General features: G+C 51.8%; 18 protein-coding genes. 6 read left to right on the plus strand and 12 right to left on the minus strand.

The features are described 5' to 3' along the window. Positions 1-22 precede the first annotated feature (22 nt). Positions 23-1,057, plus strand: coding sequence for a type IV pilus twitching motility protein PilT (locus D0B88_RS03430; protein WP_007639272.1), 1,035 nt, complete (start codon positions 23-25; stop codon positions 1,055-1,057). A gap of 90 nt (positions 1,058-1,147) precedes the next feature. Next, positions 1,148-2,293 (plus strand): PilT/PilU family type 4a pilus ATPase, encoded by a 1,146-nt coding sequence (locus D0B88_RS03435; RefSeq protein ID WP_007639271.1) that lies wholly within the window; start codon positions 1,148-1,150, stop codon positions 2,291-2,293. A 123-nt stretch (positions 2,294-2,416) separates the two neighbouring features. On the opposite strand, the gene D0B88_RS03440 is transcribed toward D0B88_RS03435, so the two are convergent. The 12 genes from D0B88_RS03440 to D0B88_RS03495 all read right to left on the minus strand — a co-directional run bounded on the left by D0B88_RS03440 (position 2,417) and on the right by D0B88_RS03495 (position 17,980). After that, entirely contained in the window at positions 2,417-3,142 is a 726-nt protein-coding gene (locus tag D0B88_RS03440; RefSeq protein ID WP_151055062.1) for a 16S rRNA (uracil(1498)-N(3))-methyltransferase, read from the minus strand. Between the two features lie 56 nt (positions 3,143-3,198). Further along, positions 3,199-4,287, minus strand: coding sequence for a prenyltransferase (locus D0B88_RS03445; RefSeq protein ID WP_151055063.1), 1,089 nt, complete (start codon positions 4,285-4,287; stop codon positions 3,199-3,201). Continuing rightward, positions 4,284-4,997: a class I SAM-dependent methyltransferase gene (locus D0B88_RS03450; RefSeq protein WP_151055066.1), complete on the minus strand. Its 714-nt coding sequence runs from the start codon at positions 4,995-4,997 to the stop codon at positions 4,284-4,286. The genes D0B88_RS03445 and D0B88_RS03450 overlap by 4 nt, the downstream gene beginning before the upstream one ends. Continuing rightward, a complete protein-coding gene (locus tag D0B88_RS03455; RefSeq protein WP_151055068.1) occupies positions 4,984-6,369 on the minus strand; it encodes a glycosyltransferase family 4 protein in 1,386 nt (461 codons plus the stop codon). The genes D0B88_RS03450 and D0B88_RS03455 overlap by 14 nt, the downstream gene beginning before the upstream one ends. A gap of 90 nt (positions 6,370-6,459) precedes the next feature. Next, positions 6,460-7,545, minus strand: coding sequence for a DUF5924 family protein (locus D0B88_RS03460; protein WP_225318630.1), 1,086 nt, complete (start codon positions 7,543-7,545; stop codon positions 6,460-6,462). A gap of 664 nt (positions 7,546-8,209) precedes the next feature. Next, a complete protein-coding gene (locus D0B88_RS03465) occupies positions 8,210-9,244 on the minus strand; it encodes an alpha-L-glutamate ligase-like protein (protein ID WP_007639262.1) in 1,035 nt (344 codons plus the stop codon). Then, complete coding sequence (locus D0B88_RS03470; protein ID WP_007639261.1) at positions 9,241-10,824, minus strand: inactive transglutaminase family protein; 1,584 nt, start codon at positions 10,822-10,824, stop codon at positions 9,241-9,243. The genes D0B88_RS03465 and D0B88_RS03470 overlap by 4 nt, the downstream gene beginning before the upstream one ends. A 66-nt stretch (positions 10,825-10,890) precedes the next feature. After that, the gene (locus tag D0B88_RS03475; RefSeq protein ID WP_225318518.1) at positions 10,891-11,685 is read right to left on the minus strand and encodes a RimK/LysX family protein; all 795 of its coding nucleotides are present in this window, start codon (positions 11,683-11,685) and stop codon (positions 10,891-10,893) included. Between the two features lie 95 nt (positions 11,686-11,780). Continuing rightward, positions 11,781-12,668 carry a lysophospholipid acyltransferase family protein gene (locus D0B88_RS03480; protein ID WP_151055074.1) on the minus strand — a complete coding sequence of 296 codons (888 nt, stop codon included), beginning with the start codon at positions 12,666-12,668 and terminating at the stop codon, positions 11,781-11,783. 143 nt (positions 12,669-12,811) lie between these two features. Continuing rightward, positions 12,812-16,240 carry a glycosyl hydrolase gene (locus D0B88_RS03485; RefSeq protein ID WP_151055077.1) on the minus strand — a complete coding sequence of 1,143 codons (3,429 nt, stop codon included), beginning with the start codon at positions 16,238-16,240 and terminating at the stop codon, positions 12,812-12,814. Between the two features lie 420 nt (positions 16,241-16,660). Further along, positions 16,661-17,227 (minus strand): CBS domain-containing protein, encoded by a 567-nt coding sequence (locus D0B88_RS03490; protein WP_007639256.1) that lies wholly within the window; start codon positions 17,225-17,227, stop codon positions 16,661-16,663. A 207-nt stretch (positions 17,228-17,434) separates the two neighbouring features. After that, positions 17,435-17,980 (minus strand): cytochrome b, encoded by a 546-nt coding sequence (locus D0B88_RS03495; protein WP_151055079.1) that lies wholly within the window; start codon positions 17,978-17,980, stop codon positions 17,435-17,437. A 167-nt stretch (positions 17,981-18,147) separates the two neighbouring features. Between D0B88_RS03495 and glyQ the strand changes: the two genes are divergently transcribed. The 4 genes from glyQ (at position 18,148) to D0B88_RS03515 (ending at position 22,610) form a co-directional block, all read left to right on the plus strand. Beyond that, positions 18,148-19,107: a glycine--tRNA ligase subunit alpha gene (gene glyQ, locus D0B88_RS03500; RefSeq protein WP_151055082.1), complete on the plus strand. Its 960-nt coding sequence runs from the start codon at positions 18,148-18,150 to the stop codon at positions 19,105-19,107. Next, complete coding sequence (gene glyS / locus D0B88_RS03505) at positions 19,107-21,185, plus strand: glycine--tRNA ligase subunit beta (RefSeq protein WP_151055085.1); 2,079 nt, start codon at positions 19,107-19,109, stop codon at positions 21,183-21,185. Before glyQ ends, glyS begins: the two co-directional genes overlap by 1 nt. 79 nt (positions 21,186-21,264) lie before the next feature. Beyond that, positions 21,265-21,852 (plus strand): D-glycero-beta-D-manno-heptose 1,7-bisphosphate 7-phosphatase, encoded by a 588-nt coding sequence (gene gmhB / locus D0B88_RS03510; RefSeq protein WP_151055088.1) that lies wholly within the window; start codon positions 21,265-21,267, stop codon positions 21,850-21,852. Positions 21,853-21,863: 11 nt separating this feature from the next. Beyond that, complete coding sequence (locus tag D0B88_RS03515; RefSeq protein WP_151055091.1) at positions 21,864-22,610, plus strand: 1-acyl-sn-glycerol-3-phosphate acyltransferase; 747 nt, start codon at positions 21,864-21,866, stop codon at positions 22,608-22,610. Position 22,611 lies beyond the last annotated feature (1 nt).

A 22,611-nucleotide genomic window follows, 5' to 3' on the forward strand; every position in this document is an offset into this window, starting at 1 on the left:
CGAATAACAAAAGGTTGCTCTGATGGATATCACCGAACTGCTGGCGTTTAGTGCCAAACAAGGCGCGTCTGACTTGCACCTCTCGGCGGGTTTGCCGCCGATGATTCGTGTCGACGGCGACGTGCGCCGTATCAACCTGCCGCCGATGGAGCACAAGCAGGTGCACGGCTTGATTTACGACATTATGAATGACAAGCAGCGCAAGGACTACGAAGAATTTCTGGAAACCGACTTCTCGTTCGAAGTGCCCGGTGTGGCCCGCTTCCGGGTAAACGCCTTCAACCAGAACCGCGGCGCCGGCGCCGTGTTCCGTACCATTCCCTCCAAAGTATTAACGATGGAAGAATTGGGCATGGGCAATGTGTTCCGCGATATCTGCGCGGTACCGCGTGGATTAGTGTTAGTGACCGGGCCGACCGGTTCGGGTAAATCCACCACGCTCGCGGCGATGATCGACTACATCAACGACAACAAATACGAACACGTACTCACCATTGAAGACCCGATTGAATTTGTCCACGAATCCAAAAAGTGTTTGATCAACCAACGTGAAGTGCACCGCGATACCCACGGTTTTAACGAAGCACTGCGTTCGGCACTGCGTGAAGACCCGGATATTATTCTCGTCGGTGAGATGCGCGATTTGGAAACCATTCGTTTGGCACTCACCGCCGCCGAAACCGGCCACTTGGTATTCGGTACCTTGCACACGACCTCCGCTGCAAAAACCATCGACCGTATTGTGGACGTATTCCCCGCGAACGAAAAATCCATGGTGCGTTCAATGTTGTCGGAATCGCTGCAAGCGGTAATCTCACAAACCCTGATGAAGAAAAATGGCGGCGGCCGTGTCGCGGCGCACGAAATTATGCGCGGCACCTCGGCGATCCGTAACCTGATCCGCGAAGACAAGGTCGCGCAAATGTATTCGGCAATCCAAACCGGTGCATCGCTCGGTATGCAGACCATGGATCAGTGCTTGGCCGATTTGGTCGCGCGCCGTATTATCAGCCGCGATGCCGCCAAATCCAAAGCTAAATTCCCGGAAAACTTCTAACTAAAAGCCCATGAAAACGTCTAGTTAGAAACAAAAGGTTTAATCATTTTTTGCAGCACAACTTTTCAATAATATTTAAGGTGCATTGTTATGGATTTTGATCGGTTATTGTCCTTGATGGTAGAAAAAGGCGCGTCGGATTTATTTATCACCGCCGGTGTACCGCCTTCGATCAAAGTCCACGGCAAGGTTGTGCCTGTGACCGCCACTCCACTCGCGCCAGAAAAAGCGCGCGAGCTGGTGCTGAGTGTGATGAATGAAAAACAGCGTAATGAATTTCTGGAGAAAAAAGAACTTAACTTTGCGGTAAGTGCACGCGGTATTGGCCGTTTCCGCGCCAGCGCGTTTTACCAGCGCAACCTCGCGGGCATGGTATTGCGCCGTATTGAAACCAAAATTCCGCAAGTGGATGAATTGGGCCTACCGGAAATTATTAAAGAATTGGCCATGACCAAACGTGGCCTGATTATTTTTGTAGGCGCGACCGGTACCGGTAAATCCACGTCACTCGCCTCCATGATTGGCCATCGCAACCAGAACAGCAAAGGCCATATTATTTCTATCGAAGACCCAATTGAATTTATCCACCAACATCAAGGCTGCATCATCACCCAGCGCGAAGTGGGCATTGATACCGAATCCTTTGAGGTTGCACTGAAAAATACCCTACGCCAAGCGCCCGATGTGATTTTGATTGGTGAGGTGCGCTCGCGCGAAACCATGGATCACGCCATCGCCTTTGCGGAAACCGGTCACTTGTGTCTGTGTACGCTGCACGCCAACAACGCCAACCAGGCCCTCGACCGTATCATTCACTTCTTCCCGGCGGATCGCCATCGCCAATTGTGGATGGATTTATCACTGAACTTAAAAGCGATTGTGGCGCAGCAATTAATCCCCACACCCGACGGCAATGGCCGCCGCGCCTGTCTGGAAATTATGATCAACACCCCACTGGCGCAGGATTTAATTCGCAAAGGGGAAGTATCAGAATTAAAAGAATTGATGAAACGCTCCACCGAATTAGGAATGCAGACCTTCGACCAAGCGCTTTATGCACTCTACGACGCCGGTGAAATCACCTACGAAGACGCGCTGCTGCACGCCGACTCACCCAACGACTTGCGCCTGATGATTAAACTCGCCTCGGAAACCGATTCAAATTATTTGTCCCATGCGGCAGATAGTTTGTCGATCCAATCTGACGATCAAAATAATCGCGGGAAAATGTTTTAGCCTTCCACGCTTACATAATTATTTTTTTGTAATAACCCCGCTAGGATTTTCCGGCGGGGGAATTAACTCGATAGCCTACATTCGATAACCAAAAAAGTAGTTATTATCCACCCAGATCGACTACTAAAAATCCCCCCACAAATACTGCACCAAACTAATTGCCGCAACCGGCGCAGTTTCTGTACGCAATACTCTTGGCCCGAGGGTGAGCGCGTTAAAATTTTTCGCCAAGGCCTGTTCGATTTCACTCTCGCTTAATCCACCTTCTGGGCCAATCAACAAGGTAACGTTTTGCGGTTTTTGTTCAGCGGGTAGCGTTTTGCTGTCGCGGTGATGTAATACAAAACGCAAATCGGAATTGACGCTAGGAAGCCAATCGACGATTTGGATGGGGGCGGATAATTGCGGCAATAAATTGCGTTGGCACTGCTCGCAGGCGCTGATGAGAATATGTTGCCAGCGATCGTGCATTTTTTCCTGGCGGTCACCATTCACTTTGACTTCGGTGCGTTCAGTAATTAACGGGGTGATTTTTGTTACGCCCAACTCGGTCGCTTTTTGTAGCACCCATTCAAACCGTTCACCGCGCGAAATACCAATCGCAAGCTCCAGTTCCAATGGCGATTCACGGTTTTCGGCGCTGTGTTCTTGCACGCTGACGATCACATGTTTTTTATTCACTTCATGGATAATCGCAGCGAATTCGCCACCGGCGCCGTTGAATAAAATCAATTCGCGCCCGGCTTGCATGCGCAGCACCTTGCTTAAATGGTGCGAGGCGGCTTCTTCCAGTTCGATCTGTTCGCCGCTCAGCAAATTTTGTTCGGTAAAAATTCGTGGGATTCGCATAGTCGCTAGTTTCTTAAAAGATCAATTGGTTGCGTAGAAGATCAACTGCGCAAAAATCAATGCTCGGTTTTGGCATGCAGTGATTGGTCTGTATCATCCACTGCAGATTCCACTATTAATGCAGATTGAATAAATAGACGCGCCGCGCCTGTATGTTCGGTGAGGGCATCGGCGGCTAATAAAATCGCGCCGGTGGTCCAGGTAGTTTTTTCGCGCGGCCAGATTACGTCATCGCGGAAATTGTAGCCCGTCCAATAGCCGCCATCTTCATCCATAAATTGGAATAACCAACTAAATAAATTCACCGCTTTGGCGTGTTCGCCTGCTGCTAATAATGCGAGTGTTAATTCACAGGATTCTGCAACGGTTACCCAGGGTTCATCGCTTACGCAGCGGCAGCCGATATTGGGTTCAACAAAAGTATGCCATTTACTGTCGATGCGTTGCTGCGCAGATTTTCCCTGGGCAATTCCCGTCAGAATGGGATAGAACCAATCCATAGAGAAACGGGTTTTGGGTTCCCAGGTGCGATCAAAACATTCGGGATGATGACGTAATGTATTTCCGAGATGTTGATACGCTTTATACCAATGCGCCGATTCTTCGCCCAGTGTCTGTGCGATTAAAATCGCGCATTCAAGGCTTTTATAAATTGAGCTGGACGCTGTTACCAACGCATCTTTTTTTGCGCTGCCATCTTCAGCAACTGCCCAATAGACTTCGCCCGTCGGTGCTTGATAGCGCAAGACAAATTCAATCGCTTTTTTTACGGATGGGAAAAATTCGCGCAAAACGCTTGCATCTTCCGTCACTAAATAATAATGCCAAATGCCAGTGGCGATATAAGCAATAAAATTGGTTTCACGGTGATTTTTATCGACAGGCTTTTCATCTAAATAATTCGCCCACCAACTGCCATCTTCCAGTTGTTCTTGCGCAAGCCATTGATAGGCGCGGCGTGCAGCTGCTAATTCACCGCCAATGGTTAAACCCATGGCAGCTTCGATATGATCCCAGGGATCAGCCTTGCCGCCGGTAAACCATGGGATGCAGCCGTTAGGTAATTGGGTTTGCAAAATATAATTCACGGTTGGACGCAGCAACGACTCGGGGAAAAATCCTTTAGTGAGAAGTAAATTTTTCATTGTGAATTCTCTTTCCTGAAATACATCACCACACTTTTTCCCATAATCGGATTCAGCCATTTTTCCAGCGTTTGTGTAATCCAGGGTTTTTCCATTAAATCCCAAACTAATAAACGATGATAGCTTTTGATTAGCGGATTGGTATCCTGAGTTTTCCACCAAAGACATTTTAGCCACCAAAAAGGTGAATGCAGTGCATGCGCCCAGTGGCGTTTATAAAAATTAAATGGACGCTGTTCTATTTCACGGCGCAGATGTGATCCATTAAAAATACGAATATGGCCACCCTCAACTTCATGGTATTCACTGCTTAACCACCAGCAGATTTTTTCTGGCCAGGCGCGCGGCACAGTGATAGCTAACAGTCCGCCAGGTTTGAGGATGCGTTCGATTTCGGCAAGCACACCTTGATAGTCAGGAATATGTTCCAGCACTTCGCTGCAAATAATTTTGTCGAAACTGTGATCGGCAAACGGCAGCTTGGTTGCGTCAGCTTGTTGCAAATAGAATTGTTTGTCCGCGCCAGTTTGGGAAAAAGGTAAAAAGCGTTCGCGGCTAGTGAGTAAATCGCGGTGATTTAAATCGACACCGATGGCGGTGACATCGCCGTGCAAATAGGCGTTGATCACATGGCGGCCTTCGCCGCAGCCGAGATCCAATACGCGGTCGCCTGCGTTAAGCGGAAAATCGTGAAAATTAATCGTAAGCATTTTGCACTCGCTCACTCGCTACTTCACGTTCAACTACTGGATCAACCTGCAACTGTTGTTGCAACACCTGATAATAGTAGCGTTCCATTTTTTTACCGACGCAATCCCAACTGAGTTGTTGCAGAATATGTGCGCGACCCTGTGCGCCTAATTGCTCGCGTGCATTTTCGTCGATTAATAATTCGCGCAGCGCGCTTTGTAAATCATCCACATTGCCGGCGCGCACCAAACGCGCGGCATCACCCACTACTTCTGGCAGTGCACCGCCGTCGCTGCAAATGAGTGGCACTGCACAAGCCATGGCTTCGGCAGCGGGCAAGCCGAACCCTTCATAGAGCGAAGGTACTATGGCGATACTCGCCTGCGCATATTCTTCGACTAGTTGTTGGTTACTGATACCGGATTTAAATTGCACTACGTCTTGTAAATTTAACGCCTGTAATTCTTTTTGCGTTTCGCCATTCTCTTTCAATTTTCCGATGACAATTAACTGCAACTCGGGAAACTCATTGCGCAGTGACGCCAGCGCGCGCAATAACACGCTTAATCCCTTCAAGGGCTGATCAGAGGAGGCTGTGGTAATTAACCGGAATGGTGCGCGCGAAATATTGTCGAGCGGTTTAAAAATACTGGTATCCACACCGTTGGGAATCACCTGAATGTTTTGCGCCGGGCGGTCAAATGCGGCGGCGATATCGCGCTGCGATTGCTGCGATACAGTGATCACATGGCTGAGTTGCTGCACCACCTTTTTTTGCATCGCCAAAAAACTGTACCAGCGTTTGATTAACCAACGCTGGCCTTTTTCCGTCGCCGCAGCGAGCGCGAGATCACGATCCCGGGTGATGGGATGATGCACAGTGGCGATCACATTCACTCCGCGTTTTTGCAAATCTAACAAACCATAACAAAGGCTTTGGTTGTCGTGGACGATATCGTACTGCGGTTTGTATTTTTTAAAATGCGCACGCAACCGGCGGCCAAACGAATAAGGCTCGCCAAACGCACCGCTCAATTTGCTCCACCACTCGTAAAAATCCGCGAGCGATAAAAAATGTTGTGGCCGCAGCGCGCGGGTGGGATTCGGGTGCGCGTATAAATCGAGGCTTGGCAGTTGGATCAAGCGCACACGCGGATCTAATTCAGGATAGGGGGGGCCGGAAATGACATCAACGCTGTGACCTAACTCCACCAATGCTTTGCTCAAATACTGTAAGTAAATCCCCTGCCCGCCCACATGCGGGTGGCTGCGGTAGCCCAATAATGCGATACGCAAGGCGCGCGGTTTAGCCGGAGAAATATCGAAACGCGCTACTGACGGCAGAGTGCCAGTAGTATTGGGCTGTTCATTGGTGACAGGGAAATAAGACATGGACAACAGACACCTGAATGTTTTGCGCATTATAGGTGTTTGTTGCCGACAGGTGTTTGTCGGTGCTGCCCGACAGTTTTCTGGCTGGTGCTATTCGCTGGGTAGAGATTCGGGCGCGGTAACAGGTTCCTTACTCGGTAATTCCGTAGCAGGGGCTGCAACAACCTGAAAGCGCAGGATACCAATGACCTGATTGGCTTCAGTTACCACCCTGATATTCCAACGCCCGACGGAATCCTCGGGGAAATTTTCTTTGCGCGACCAGGAGCGATAGCCCGCCTCGCGCGCACCGCTGATATGCAGCGCCACTTTATCAATGACTTTGCCGTTATGAGTCCACACATGGTAAATGCGCTCATTTAACCCGCGCGGAGCGTGGATCGCCGTGTAGGCATAAATACCGTTACGCAGCTGCTCGGCCGACACCTTTTTGTACACACGCACCGGTACGCGATCTTCAGTATTTATTTCATCGGTGATTGCCACCTCGGTAAGCCAAAGCGTCGCCGGTGGAATCCATGGGCGCATCAATAATCCCAAGGCACCGGCAGCCGCCGCCAGCAAGATCACCACAAAAAAGCGCTTCCACCACACTAATTGCAGTGAGCGCGCCACATTGGGCAGGGTGAGCGCTACCGCAATAAGTAGCGAATAGAGATACGCCTTGGGTGTCGGCAGTTGGAAAATAATCGGTAAGGCAGTGAGCGATACCGCAAAAATCGTAACGCCATGATAAATAAAATACAGCCAACGGCGCGGCGCCAACCAGCGATAGTAAATAGGGTCAACAATCGAGACAAACGCGGCGACGATTAAAAATGCAGTAAATACCATCTGCCCGCTATTCCAAGCAGTGGTGATAAAAAAGAAGGGGACAACAAAGAACAGGCTTTCCTGATGCACCATCTGCGTGGCAAAACTGACCAACGCGGGCGGCAACTTAAAGCCAAACCAGTGAAAGATACCGCGCGTTAACAACACCTCTGATGCCAGCCATACCCAACTCACCAGCATCAGGATGGCAATGACTTTCACCAACTCCTGATTGCGCTCCACCATCACAAAACTGAGCACACCTGAGACAAAACCAAACAGCGCTATCGCAAACGGATAGCGCTGCGCAAACGCAAATAGCCACTCAACTAGCGCTGTAATTCTCGAACGCACCGACAACATCATTCACTATCACTCGTTGTTATCGACAAAATAGCCAATAAGTCACTGCAGTGTATAGGTTAAGCGCTGCCAGGCTGTGAACTATCGCAAAAGTTAGTGCTCGCGCCCCGCATCAAAATGTTTATCCACCGCCGCAAGCGCCAAACCGCCTACCAACAAGAGTACCAACACAGCCACTAAGGATGCAGTTGCAACAATACCTGAAATTAACATGGTGATTTCTCCATCGGTTATTGCACTGGTCTGTTAATGGAAAGACAGTGCCTTCAGGTATAGAGTGCGCGCGTCAGGACCGGGTGTTGTTGATCTCGATCAATTGTGCGTGGCCGCACTTGCACCCGTGCAATATTATTTGATCCAGCACAAATTCCACTTGTGCCAGTATTGCGCAGAGCATTTGGCGGAATTTAATTTGCGCATAAAAAAACCGGGCTTAAATGGCCCGGTTTTTTATCTATCACTTGTGTTCAATCGCACATGCATATTAATGCTCGCGCTTTGGCTCCAAGCGTTTTTCAACGAATGAGAGAGCAAAACCGATGAGGATGATAAGTGCAAACGTACCCATTAACAGGCCAGGCCCAACAATAGCGGATGTCGCCATGATTACTACTCCAGTCAGGTTTAGGGCGATAGTCGCCGCTGATTAAAAAATTACGCCAGATTACAAACCATCTGCCGTAAACGTCTTCATTACATAATCCACCCGCTGTTCGGCGGTGCGGTGCATGCGTTCTTTGAGCGATTCAACATGGCGCAGGCGCGGCAGTAAGCCGCGGCCATTGGCTACTTGAATTGCAAGACCCGGGCGAGCGTTGAGTTCCAGTAATTGCGCGCCGCGCACTTTGTCCAATACCAGATCGGTACCGATATAGCCGAGGCCGGTCATTTCGTAGCACTTGGAGGCAAGCAGTAGCCAGTTGCGCCAATCAGCGATCTGGATCTCGTTGAGTGCGCGCTTGGTATCCGGGTGATGGGTTACCGGTTTGGAGTGCTGCACGGCTTTGAGTGCGCGGCCAGTGGCTATATCCAAACCCACACCCACCGCACCTTGGTGCAGGTTGGCTTTGCCGTCGGACTTGTGGGTCGCGAGGCGCAGCATGGCCATTACCGGGTAGCCTCTGAAGATGATGATGCGGATGTCCGGCACACCTTCATAGGAGTAATCCTTGAAGTAGTCATCGAACTGGATCAGGTCTTCAACGATCACCACATCCGGCTTGCCGCCCAATGAATAGAGGCCAGCAAGGGCATTGGTCATATGGCGGCGAATATCTTCGATGGTGATTTCCACACCCGACGATTTGATGAACTTGTCGCCACGGCGGCCGATGATGACCAAAATCCCCTTGCCGCCCGAACCCTTGGCGGGTTTCACCGCAAAAGCTTCCAACGCCATCAGTTTGTTTTCAATGGTGGCGATTTCATGCTGCGCATTGACCACAAAAAACAGCTGGGGAGTGGCGACTTCGTACTCTTCCGCGAGCAGTTTGGTTTTGAGTTTGTTATCCACCAAGGGAAACAGACTGCGCGGGTTGTAGGTAGCAATAAAGTCGTGGTTGCGGCAATTCATGCCGAGTATGCCCATGCGCTTTAAACGCCAGGGACTAACCCAGGAGTTCCACCAGCGCTTGATACCGTTAGGTGCTGCGGGTGCCAGTGGTGTAGTGCTGCTTGGTGCAGTGGGAGCCTGACTCATGCATCGGCTCCTTTGGCTGGGTCAGCGGCTTTGGTTGGCTCGTTTAATTTGCCCACCTCGGCGTTATCCACCATGGCGCGGAAACGACGCAATTCGGAAAGTTTGTAGCCGGTGTATTGACCCATCAACATAATCAGCGCGAGTGCCACCAAATTCAGTTCGGGGAAGTTGAAGGTCAGATGCCCCACCAGCGACAGCTGCATCAGTGCATAGGCCAAGACTGCTACCAGCAAGCTGCCACCGCCCTGCACCAATACTTCTTTGGGGCCCTCTTCTTCCCACAGGATCGACATACGCTCAATCGTCCAGGCGATGATGATCATTGGGAAGAAAGTGATGGTCATGCCGGTATTCAGGCCCATTTGATAGCCGACCAAGCTGAGCACCGAGATGATAAAAATCACCAGCACTACCAGCGTCGCAATCCGCGAGATCAATAACAGGTTGAGCCGTGACAGGTAGGTGCGCAGCACCAGACCCATTGCCACCACCGTCACAAAACTGACCACCCCCAATACCAATGAAGTCTGCAAAAAGGCCATGGCGATCAGGATCGGCATAAAGGTGCCCGAGGTTTTAAGGCCGATAATGATGCGCATAAACACCACCACCAACGCGCCCATAGGCAAGAGCAGCAGCAGTTTAAACATGCTCTGCTCTTCAATCGGCAAGTGCTGGATGCTGAGCACACTGAAAGCGCTGTCCTTATTCTGTGCATTAACAAGATCCAGCGCCGGTACGGTCTGGTGGATCATGGAGAAGCTGACCCGCGAACGGTTGCCGCCGGCCACATCCAGAATCGATTCACTGCCGGTGTGCCACAACAGCAGGTTGTGGGGCACGCCTTGCTCCCCGGTATAGGGATTGAACAGCACCCAATGTTTATCATCGTAAACCTGCACCAGACGGGTCAGGTTCTGGTGGCGGCGTGCGTCTTCCAGATACAAACCCAGCGCCGGGCGCGCGGGAATGCCCGCTTGATTGAGCAGCTTTTCCAGCAGCTGGGACTTTTCACTCTGGGCAGCCAGCAACAGGGCGGCATTTTGATCCAGGGTTTCGCTATTGAGCAGTTTGATCAGTTCCCGTGCCAGGCTGCGCGGGCTGCTGGATTTTGCCCAAGCGGTATCCAATACCTGCTGGGCTGCGGTCTCCTGCGATGAACCGTCCCAATCAACCAATCGGCTCAGCGGCTCCTCCAGCACTTCATCGGCCTGGGCATCTTCCGCTTCCATAAATTGGGTTTTGTAGTAAATGGTCTGCGGGCCCACGGCTTCGCGCTTTGACCACTCCCCGCGACGCACACCATTTTCACTCACTACCGAATAGCCATAACCCGGTGCAGCCGCTTGCTCACTGAAGCTGCGATAGCCGGGTGGGCTGTCGGGCAGCCCCAAGCGCGCCGTCACCGGTTCGCCAGTGGCGTCAAAGTCGATACGCGCCTCAATCAACCACACCGGTTTTTGCACACCCGGCACAAAGGGGATTTCCATTTGGCTATGGCGCATCCAGGCGGTTACCACACCGACCAGAACTAACAGGCCGATCACGGTGTAAAAGGGAGCACGGGAAGGTTTTTTCATTGGGGGATCCTTAACAGGCGGGTCTTGCACGGCCGGTGCGGTGCGCCGGCCTGGGATTAATCGGTATTAGTTTTTCCCGGCGTCATCGCTGCGCTGGAGTGGTGCGAGGTTATTGCCACTCACATCTACCAGCATCACATCGCGCAGCAGGTTGCGGCCAATCAGGATGGGAAACTCAGAGTCGCTGCGATCTGCCAGCACAAATTCACCGCGCTGGCTGAGCTTGCCAATGGTGAAACGGATCTCTACCACCGGACGGCGGTCAGGGTTAGCACTGGTGGCGGTTTGCACGGTTTGGAAACGCAGACGTTTGCGTTCCAGTACATGGGGCTCTTTGGTGTCGGGGTTGTAGATAGTAAAACGCACCCACTCTTCGCTGTTGCGCTCAAACATCTGGATGTTGCGCGCATCTATCACCGAGTGCGGCACATTGGTACTGATACGCGCCTGCATCACCACGTTCAGACCGGCGATGAGCGCTTGCTCGCGCAGACCGACAATTTGTTTATCGCTCAACGGCGGCTGGCTGCTGAGGAACTTTTCGGGCGGTGGTGGTGGCGGGCAATCGGTTTTGGGCTGCGCCGCCATTTGGATCACTTGTGGACGCTCTGCCAGCATAGTCTGCTGTACGTTGAGTTGGGTTTGTACTTTCTGCAGCTGTTCCATTAGCGTCGCCTGTTGCGACACCATCAACTGGCCCTGCTGTTCCTGTTTGACAAGGCACTCGCGCGCGCTGGTTAATTCAGTTTGGGTTTGCACCAGTTTTTGCTGGGTGCAAGCACTTAGGGATACCACCGCCATCGCGGCCAAGGTCAAGGTGCGCGCCGAGCGACCTGCCATCAACAGAGTTTTTTTATTCATCACCACAACCGGAAGTTTTTAGAAAAGCGTTATTGAGATTACAAGTGCGCTAATTGTAGCCGCTGGTGTTTGCTAAAACACCCTCGCCACAGGATTTATCCTTTAAATCTATAGTGTTTGGGGTACTCGGGCGGCAGGCGACGAAAGCGTTTGTATTCCCATTGATACTGGGCCGGAGCGCGCTGCACACAGGCCGCCACGCTGGCATTCAAACCAGCCACCGAGGTGAGCTGATCCTCGCTGTAAATCGCCGGGTCAGCTTCCATCACCACCATTTTGAACCCCCCGGCAACCCGCTCGGCATAACATGAACACACCGCGCAGCCGGTACGCTGGATTAACCCGTGCACCAGCGTCATGGTCAGCGCAGGCTGCCCCATGAAAGGTGCCACTTCACCGCCGGCATCAGCAGCGGGCACTTGATCGGGCAAAATACCCACAATAGTGCCGCCCTGCAGCGCCTTGAATAACATCATTACACCTTTGCGATTGGTGGGCGCCATGGAGATGTTTAACTTGCTGCGCCCCGCCAGAACCAGCGCATCCATTTTGGGATTTTCCACCGGTTGATACATGGCCGTAAGCCGTGCCACGCTCGCCAAATAGGGTGCCACCACTTCCCAGTTGCCATGGTGCGGAGCGAGTACTAATACGCCCTTCCCCTCCGCCAATTTACGGCGCAGCAAATCGTCGCCCTCTTTGGTGACAATTTTGCTATCCAGCCACTCCCAGGAGTTGCGCCAGATAGCGCCAGCTTCCATCGCTGTTTTGGCAGTTTCCTGCAAACTTTGTTTGGCCAGTAAACGCTGCTCGGCCGGCGATAATTGGGGGAAACACAAACGGATATTTTCAGTAGTGATTTTGGCAGCGCGACCATTCACCAGCCACCAGCAGCGCCCGAGTGTGGCGCCGATAACACGCAAAAATCCCAGCGGCAGCAGCGCAAATAATTTAACTAACAGTGGAGCTATGTTGTCTTTCATGGTGCAACTACCCGATCAACACAAAGTGCGCGCAGCTTACCGGAAAAACACCGCAGGTACATTATTCCGCCAGAAACGAGGCGCATAAAAAAACCGGCGCTGTCAGGCGCCGGTCAAGCGGTTGGAGGAGAAAACTGAAGGGCTTACTGCACAATCCACTGATGTGGCTGATTGTTGTTGTTTGCCTCACCGCGGGTGGCGGTGCTTACCGTGAAGTAATAGCTGATCGCTGTACCCGGAGCCACATTGGGGATAGTCACCTCAAAGCTATTGCCTTGTACCCGTGTCATGTTGTTCCAACCGGGGGTGAATACCCATGCCCAGTTGAGGTTTTCACTGGTAGTGAAGGTGATTTTCACCCCGCCGTTGCTGTAGTTCGCAGTGGTGGTGTAAGCCACTGGCGCGCCATTCGGCATTATCGCGTTCGCCGAGTAGCCGGTGGTGGCGGAGGACGAGGAGGTGGAACTGCTTGATGACAGCGATGAGCTGGAAACGCTGGAGGGTACCGATGAACTGGATACACTCGAAGGCGCCGACGAACTGGAGCTGGATATACTCGATGCCGAAGAAGCTCCCGCGTAGGTCATTGCCGTCCAACTATTTTCGATTGGCCCCGGGTAGAACAGCTGGCCGCTCGCTGGCGTGAAGGTATAGAAGCGCGCCTCGACCAAATCACCTGCCGTATAGACACCACTGCGGCTGGCTTGGTAGGTGTAGGTGCCATCGCCATTATTGATTTCACCACCAGCTTGCGCATGCAGGTCAATTCTCACAAAGTCCTGCGCACCATTGCGACGGGCAAATAAATGCACTTGTTGTTTACGCTCTGGCAGACGGATGCTGAATTGCATACCGCCGCCCGCCAACGCGGTCATTTGCACCGCACCCGTTGTCACTGCCGATGAAGACGAACTGGAGACGGATGAAGTTGACAACATACTCGAGGCAGACGATTCGCTGGATGAGCTGCTCATTGAGGTGGCCGAACTGCTACTGACCGAAGACAAACTGCTCGCTGACGACAGGCTGCTCAGGGAAGACGCACTGCTGGGCGCCGAACTGCTGCTGGAAGATACAGGTACTACCACTCCGGTATAGACCTTCAGCTCACCGGGGCTGACCAGCAGGCTGGTGCCATCGTTAAAAGTCACGTTTTTGGCATCGGTAGCACTAGCGTTGTAGGCCACGTAGGTGCGCTCATTGTCCTTGCGGAACACTGCAAAGGTGGCGTGATTGGTGGCAACTACCTCGTTGTCGATACGACCAAAGCGGTGGAATGTTTTGATCCAGGCAAAGGTATTGGCCAGTGAGTTGCCTTCCTCGGTGTAAGACGCCGGGCCAGCAACCGAATTGCGCATCCGCCCTTCGTTGGCATTAAAGTTAGCCAGCGCAGTGGTCGGGTCATACACCGCTTGGTAGGCATAAAAAATCGCATCCCACATAGTAAACATGGTGCGGCCATTGGCCATGTAGTCAAAGTTCTTGCGCGCATACTCGGGGTATTGGCCCAGATAGAGCGAACCTGACTGGATCGGTAACAGAATAATGCCGTGCATGGCCTCTGCCAACGGGCTGAACCAGGTGGCGTAATCTGTTTTGCCGCCCCACACCAGCGACGCCATGGGGCGTTTGTAGGCGGGGTGGTAGTTCTCTTCATGCACGTTGTTCCAGTATTCCTGGATGGCAGTCATCTCGGTGGTATAAAGGAAGATACCGGCATCACGCACAGCGGTATTACCAGTTTCTTCGCCCCAGAGGATCATCGCAGTCCAGGCGTTCATCGCTTCAGAGGATGACTCGTTGTTATTGCCCGCACCAAAACGCGCATGGCCTGAGGCCCAGGAATGGCCGGCATAAATGTCAAAGTTGCGCAGGAAGGGGAACATTTTGCCGGTAGTGCTGGTAGCCGGGTTGCGTGGACGCTCCCAGTTGCCGTAGTCGCGCATCAGCAATTCAATCATGCCGCCAAACTGCTGGGGTTGGGCCCAGTTTTTGTCGTTGCGCGCCACTTCAGCCGCCGCCCGCACAAAGTAACCATAGTGGAAGTGGTGATCGTTCAGCTCTTTTAAACTGCCGAAGCTGCCATCAATACCAAGCAAAGTGCCCCAGTTACTGTTGTAGTAGAACAGGTTTTTGGCGAAGGGCGATGGTTCCAAATCATCGATCACATCCGCCTTTAACCAGCCTTCCAACCGCCACTTCAACTCATCTTTAAATTGGGTTTCGGCGGCGGTATTGCCCGCCTGTTGTGCCAGTGGGATAAGGGTTGCCACCTTGCCCAGGCGCTTACCGGTGTAATAGGTGTCGCGGTTGCTGAATACTTCCGAGCGCACATTGTTAACCAGACCGGATAAACGGGTTTTGTCCGCCTGATCGGTCAGGGCTGGCAGCGAGGGAATCACCCCCTGGTAGGTAATGGCGGTAGTGAACGAAGCACCCTCGGCCAATTTCATATAACCGCGAGGAGTGAAATAGCTGTCGCCCGTCAGGCTGGCACCACCGGCCAGTTTGCGCCACTGGTGCGGATACAGGCCCATCAGGGTGCCAGTGCCGGTTGATTCGGGGTAGTTGTTGGTTGTTACCGCATAGGTACTAAGCAACTTGCTGTTGCTCGCTTGATAGTTCCAACTCACTTGCGATCCGGTCACGTGGTTGTAGGCATATTTGCTCACCACAGGCAGAGCCGCACGACTGGGAAGCGCCGCCACCGAGAAGTATTTTTTACCTGCTGGCAGGTTGGCGGTGATTTTGGAGGTGCCAAGCCCGGACCAAGTGGTGCCGGCCGGGGCAAAAGCAGCGTAGTTGCGGCCCTGTACCGAGAAACCGATAACCGCCGAACTGCTATTGCCCGACCAGATTTCCGGTGTGCTCGCGGCGACAGGGGCGGTGCTGTGGGTGGCAAAACTCAGGGTGGGATTACCGTTGCTATAGTTGGCAAACACGTAGGGCGAGCCATGACCAAAGGTCACATCCATCGCCGCCGTACCCGCCTCCATGCGGGTGGTGACATACCAGTCGCTGTAGTCGTGCACCTTGGCCGTAAAGTTGCCGCTGGCCGCGCTGTTACCCAGCACAAAATCGAGTTCTTTAAAGTAAACCGTGTCGTGCATAGGCTGTTCTACACCGTTTACCCACTGGGTGGCCGGTGCCGGCATGGTGCCCACAAATGCGTAATCGATAGCCCAAAAATCCTCCAAGCGTGGCGAATAGAGACGAATACCGTTGATTTCCGGCTTAATCGCAAAGGGGTGGGCGTAACTCACATTGTGTGAGCCGCGGGTGCCCCAATCCTGCCAGGGGGAGTTGGTGCCTTCCCACAGAATCGAGCTCCACCAGGAATTGGTGGGCATGGGTTGGTTGGCCAGGTTGCTGGTGATGTGTTTGGTGGTTTGCACATCGCGGTTATCGGGAATCGCCAAATCGATGCGGCCATCCCAATTGGTCAAATAGCTACCGCTTCCCACCGCTACCGGGTTAATGGTCGGGGTAGTGCTGGGTGGTGGGTTGGGTACTTGCGCTGTTAATTGTGTTGCCGTCAGCAAAAGCGCTGCAGCCGAAATGATTGCTTTCATGTTCACCTCATCAGTGACAGGGAGTCGTTATCTATTATTTGAATACACCGTAAGGGGTTATAGCGCCCTGTGAGCCTGTCGCAGTGGCTGCTGCGACCTGTTGTTATGGGTGGAATGACTCACGAATCAATAACCCTGTGTTAGCAGAATCTACCTCTGCCGCACCAGCGTCGTCCCAGTTTTGAACTGCACCCCAAGGTGGCATTGGCAAGCTGCAGAAATGGAAAAATAGACAATAAAATCAAAAAGATAGGCTAGTTACCGGGGGTAACAGCCGGTAGCAATATGGCATCGGTCTCAACCCACGCCAGAGGCGCTTACCGCCTTTAGGACGAGTGCTGCACAAGTTGGGACAAAAAAAGAGCGCCTTGCGGCGCCCGTAAAGGAGTATGCGAACCGAGGGAAGTAAAATGCGGGGGTTTAGTGCGCTTTGACGGCGGAGAAAATATCCATAAAGGTGAGTTCTTTTTCGATCTCCACCGGTACATGCAAACGGCTGGCGATGTCGCGCGCCGCAACTATGCCGCGAATATGGTGCGCCTCTTTGTCCACCACCAGCAGGTATTCCTGATGGGATTTTTTAAGGGTAGAAACCACATCGCCCACAGTGCATTTTTTGAATTGGTCAAAATCGATGGCACGAATCTCGCCACGGGGGTGCATTAAATCGCGAACCAGCAGCTCATCGTGTTTCAATTGCAGCGCCATTTGTTTCAGCAGCATTTTGTGATGTGACAGGTCATCCACACTGATCACCCCCACAAACTCTTTATGGTCGTCTACCACCAGCTTGATCCGGACATCCTCCGCACGCATCAGCTCCAACGCCTCAGCGGCTTCCAGATGGCTATCCACCATATGCGGTTTGTGGCTGCGAAAGTCCGTCAAAATAGCCAGTGCCGGCGTGGCCGGTTTAATGTCTTCAAACTCTTCTGGTTGAACCAGGTGATCGTTAAATGCCAATGCAAACACAGATAAATTTTTCATGATAAGTCCCGAAGTTCCAAGGGCGCGCCTGTTGTTTGGCGCCGTAATACCAACATAGGCGCTCATCACCCCAATTAAAACCCGCACAACCCGGCTTTTACGCGCCCTTTACTCGCACTTTACGAGGCGTTTACTGTGTTTACGCCGCTGTTACTCGCTGTTTACGCGCGCTTTACTCCTCCGGACTTTAACCCACCCAATTCCCGTTTAACGCCCGAGCATTCGCAGCAAGGTGCGATCCTTATCAAACAGATGATGCTTGAGCGCGCCCGCAATATGCAGTACGACCGCCACCACCAATAAATAGCCCAACCATTCATGGGTAAAGGCGCCCAACTGCGCTAGACCGGCGTGGATGGGTTCGGTCTGGCCGGTAGCGGGATTTTTGTTACCTGCCACCATCACCCAGCCAAACACTTTGATGCCGTATCCCCCCAAACCGGAATACATCATGCCCGAGATCGGCATCAGCACAGTGCCCACAATCAGCACCCAATGGGTCGCCCGCGCCAGCCGATGTTCCAGCGCCGGATAAGCACGCACCGGCACCGGCCAACCGTTTCTCATCCGCCACCAAACCCGCAGCAATATCACCGCAAAAATCACTACACCGATGGATTTATGCCAGTCGTACAGCGGGTAGTACTCGTTGATCGACATATAAAAACCGATGCCAAGCATGGCGATTATGGTTAACGCAATCACCCAATGCAGGGCGATGGTCAGGGGGCTTAGGGTTTGTGGGGTATCCATGGATGTTCCTTTTTAATGATGGTGTGGCAGGTTTGATGTTGCTATTGCACAGGCGACCACAGGTATTTTTACAGAACTCGGGCAAGCGCTGCCATTGTGCAGGTTTGATGGCTATAATCGCCGCCATTTTCCAATTTCTTCGATCACTTTTCTTAACTGAGTCTGCCATGTCTGACAAACGCTATGACGTAAGCACCTTTCAGGGTTTGATCCTAGCCCTGCAAGATTATTGGGCGCGCCAGGGTTGCGTGATTTTGCAACCGCTCGACCTCGAAGTCGGCGCCGGTACTTTCCACCCTGCCACTTTCCTGCGCGCTATCGGCCCGGAAACCTGGAATACCGCTTACGTGCAGCCCTGCCGCCGCCCGAAAGATGGCCGCTACGGTGAAAACCCCAATCGCTTGCAACACTACTATCAATTCCAGGTGGCGATGAAACCCTCGCCCGCCGATATTCAGGATCTGTATTTAGGTTCACTGCGCGAGATGGGTATTGATACCAGCGTGCATGACATTCGCTTTGTGGAAGACAACTGGGAATCGCCCACCCTCGGCGCCTGGGGTCTGGGTTGGGAAGTCTGGTTGAACGGAATGGAAGTAACGCAATTCACTTACTTCCAACAAGTTGGCGGCCTTGAGTGCTTCCCGGTGACTGGCGAAATCACCTACGGTATTGAGCGTATCGCCATGTACCTGCAAGGTGTGGATTCAATTTTTGATCTGGTATGGACGATTAATCCTAACGGCGACAAAGTTACCTACGGCGATGTGTTCCATCAAAACGAAGTGGAACAATCCACTTACAATTTTGAAGAAGCCGACACCGCATTTTTGTTCAGCAATTTCGATTTCTACGAAAAAGAAAGCCAGCGCTTGATGGAAAAAAACCTGCCGCTGCCCGCTTACGAAATGGTGATGAAAGCATCGCACGCCTTTAACTTGCTGGATGCGCGCCACGCGATTTCCGTGACCGAGCGCCAGCGTTTTATTTTGCGCGTGCGCACCCTGTCTCGCGCTGTAGCCCAAGCCTATTACGATAGCCGCAAAGCCCTCGGCTTCCCACTTGCGCCTGAAGCTTTGCGTGCAGAACTGCTCGCCGCTGCGACTTCAGCTGAGGAGAGTAAATAATGTCTGCTGATTTTTTAGTTGAACTGGGTACCGAAGAGTTACCACCAAAAGCATTGAAGAGCTTGATGGCTTCTTTTGCCGAAACTATCGAAGCGAATTTAAAAGCCGCTGAATTATCGTTCACCGCAATTAAACCCTTTGCTGCACCGCGCCGTTTGGCCGTACTGGTAGAAAATCTCGCCAGCGAAACCCCATCGAAAGAATTGGTTGTATGGGGTCCACCTGCAGCAATCGCGTTTGATAAAGAAGGACAGCCGACCAAAGCAGCTCTCGCGTTTGCCGAAAAAAATGGTATCGCTGCTTCTGAATTAAAAGCCGAGAACGATGGCAAAGCGGAAAAACTGGTTGCGCGTATTACCTCCGAAGGCAAAAAAACCGTTGAATTACTTGAAGCAGTTGTTGCCGATGCCTTGGCAAAATTGCCCATTGCCAAACGCATGAAATGGGGCGCAAAACGCGAAGAGTTTGTACGCCCGGTTCATTGGTTGGTGATGTTGTTTGGTAGCGATGTAATCAACGCATCCATTCTTGGCTTAACGGCTGGCCGCACTACTCGTGGTCACCGGTTTCATTTCAACAACAGTATCGACCTCGCTAAAGCGGGCGATTACGCCAGCGTATTAAAAAATACCGGTTTCGTAGTCGCGGATTTTGCTGAACGCGGCGCAACCATCAAACAACAAGTGGAAGCCGAAGCGAAAAAAGTCGGCGGTGTAGCGGTTATCGACCCTGCCCTGCTCGATGAAGTTACCGCCTTGGTTGAATGGCCAGTCGCGCTGACCGGAAAATTTGAAGAGCGTTTCCTCGCTGTTCCAGCGGAAGCATTAATTGCCTCCATGAAAGAACATCAAAAATATTTCCACGTGGTAGATGCTAACGGCAAGTTGAAAAACAATTTCATTACCGTAGCGAATATTCAAAGCAAAGACCCGTCGCAAATTATCGACGGTAACGAGCGCGTTATTCGCCCACGTTTATCCGATGCGGCCTTCTTCTTTGAAACTGATAAGAAAACCACGCTTGCTTCATTGCGTGATCGTTTGAAAACAATTGTATTTCAGGCGCAACTTGGAACTATCTACGACAAAACCGAACGCGTCGCAAGCTTGGCAAAACTGATCGCTGGTAAGTTAAACGCTGACGCTGCATCTGCTGAACGCGCCGCGCAACTGTGCAAATCTGATCTGGTCACCAATATGGTTGGCGAGTTCGACGATATGCAAGGTATCGCCGGTTACTACTACGCAGTGAACGACGGCGAAAATGCCGAAGTCGCCGCGGCGATGAACGAACAATATATGCCGCGTTTTGCGGGCGACCAATTACCAGCAACCACCACCGGCGCGATTATCGCACTTGCAGATCGCCTCGATACCATCACCGGTATTTTTGGAATTGGCCAACAGCCTACTGGCTCAAAAGATCCGTTTGCTTTGCGTCGTGCGAGTATTGCTGTTTTGCGCATTCTTGTTGAGAAAAATCTCGCGTTGGATTTGCGTGATCTGCTGACCTTCGCTAAAAACCAGCACAAAAACCTCACCGTCGGCGACGAGTTGGTCGAGCAAGTATTGGCTTATATGTTGGAACGTTTCCGTGCCTTCTTTGAAGATGCCAATATCCCTGCCGAAGTTTTCCAATCGGTAACCGCAAAACAATTGTCGCAACCTTTGGATATCAACCAGCGTGTACTCGCGGTCAATGAATTCAGCAAATTGCCGCAAGCACAAGCGCTCGCTGCGGCGAACAAACGTGTATCCAATATTCTTGCTAAACAAAATGCGACGCTTAGTACGGAAGTTAATGCTGCACTCTTGCAAGAAGATGCAGAGAAAACTCTCGCTGCAGCAGTAAGCGCAAAAGCCGCTGTAGTGGCTCCGCTGTTCGCTGCACGTGAATACACCAAAGCACTCGCGGCACTCGCCGACTTGCAGCAACCGGTAGATGCTTTTTTTGATAGCGTAATGGTGATGAGTGATGACCCGGTGCTGCAACAAAACCGCTTGGCGTTATTGCAACAACTGCGCGGATTGTTTTTGGAAGTAGCGGATATTTCGTATTTGGTTCCGGCGAAAAATTAATTGGCATTAAATCTGGGCGTGATAAATCACGCCCCTACGTAAGGGCGCAATTTATTGCGCCCTATACATTGGGAACGGCATGAAACTAATTATTCTCGACCGCGACGGTGTGATTAATCACGACCGCGATGACTATGTAAAATCCGCCGATGAATGCGTGCCGATTGAAGGTAGCATTGCAGCAATTGTACGTTTAAATAAAGCGGGGTTTACAGTAGTCATTGCAACGAATCAGGCTGGCCTCGCTAAAGGTCATTTTGAACTGGAAGACCTGGAGGCGATGCACGAAAAAATTACGCGCCTGGTTGAAGAACAAGGCGGCGAGTTAGGTGGTATTTTTTATTGCCCGCATCATCCGGATGATAAATGTAAATGCCGCAAGCCTATGCCGGGCATGCTCGATGCGATTGAAGCGGAGTTTAATACCTCGGTAGAGTCGAGTTATTTTATAGGCGATAGTTTGCGCGATTTGCAGGCGGCTATTACCAAGGCGTGTAAACCTGTTTTAGTGCGCACCGGCAATGGCATAAAAACGCTCGCACAGCTTGCCGATGCCAAACTGCAAACAGACGCGCCCCTGCTCTCTCCAGATCAGGTACAAGTTTTTGATAATCTTGCTACCGCTGTCGATTTTATTTTGGCCGAATCTCTCTCACCAAATGCATAACAGGATTTAACGTGCTCAAACTTCGCAGTTTACTTTTTACTATCGGTTACAACGTTAGCAGCGTATTAATTGGTTTTATCGGTGTGATTATTTGGCCGATTTTTCCCTACGCCTGGCGCTGGCGAATTGTGACTCTGTGGAATCGGTTTGTGATGTTTTGGCTGCGGGTGTGCTGCGGGATTCGTTTTGAAATTCACGGCGAGCGCCGCCGCGATGTGTTTCCCTGTGTGGTTATGGCCAAACACCAAAGCACATGGGAAACCATGTTCTTGCAATATTATTTTGGCCCGGTCAGCACCATCCTGAAAAAAGAATTGTTCCGTATTCCTTTTTTTGGTTGGGGCCTCGCCAGCTTGCGCCCGATTGCAATTGACCGCAGCAACCCTATGCAGGCATTAAAAGACATTAAACGTATTGGCCTGCGCCGTTTGCAGCAAGGCAATAATTTACTGATTTTCCCTGAAGGCACACGCACCCCTGTAGGCCAAATTGGCAACTACGCACGTAGCGGTGCCGATATTGCAATCAGCGCCGGTGTACCTATTGTCGCCATAGCGCACAATGCCGGTGAATGTTGGCCAACCAAACATTTTATTAAATATCCCGGCACTATCCGGGTGGTAATCAGCGAACCTTTTGAAGCAGCAGGCAAGGATCGCAAACAACTGACCGAAGACGTGAAAAACTGGATTGAAAGCGAAATCGCCAAAATGCCACCGGCTAGAAAAGATGGTGTGCGGGTATTGGCAAGCGAATAAT

The organism is Cellvibrio sp. KY-YJ-3 (genome assembly GCF_008806955.1).
In the GTDB taxonomy this organism is placed as follows: Bacteria; Pseudomonadota; Gammaproteobacteria; order Pseudomonadales; family Cellvibrionaceae; genus Cellvibrio.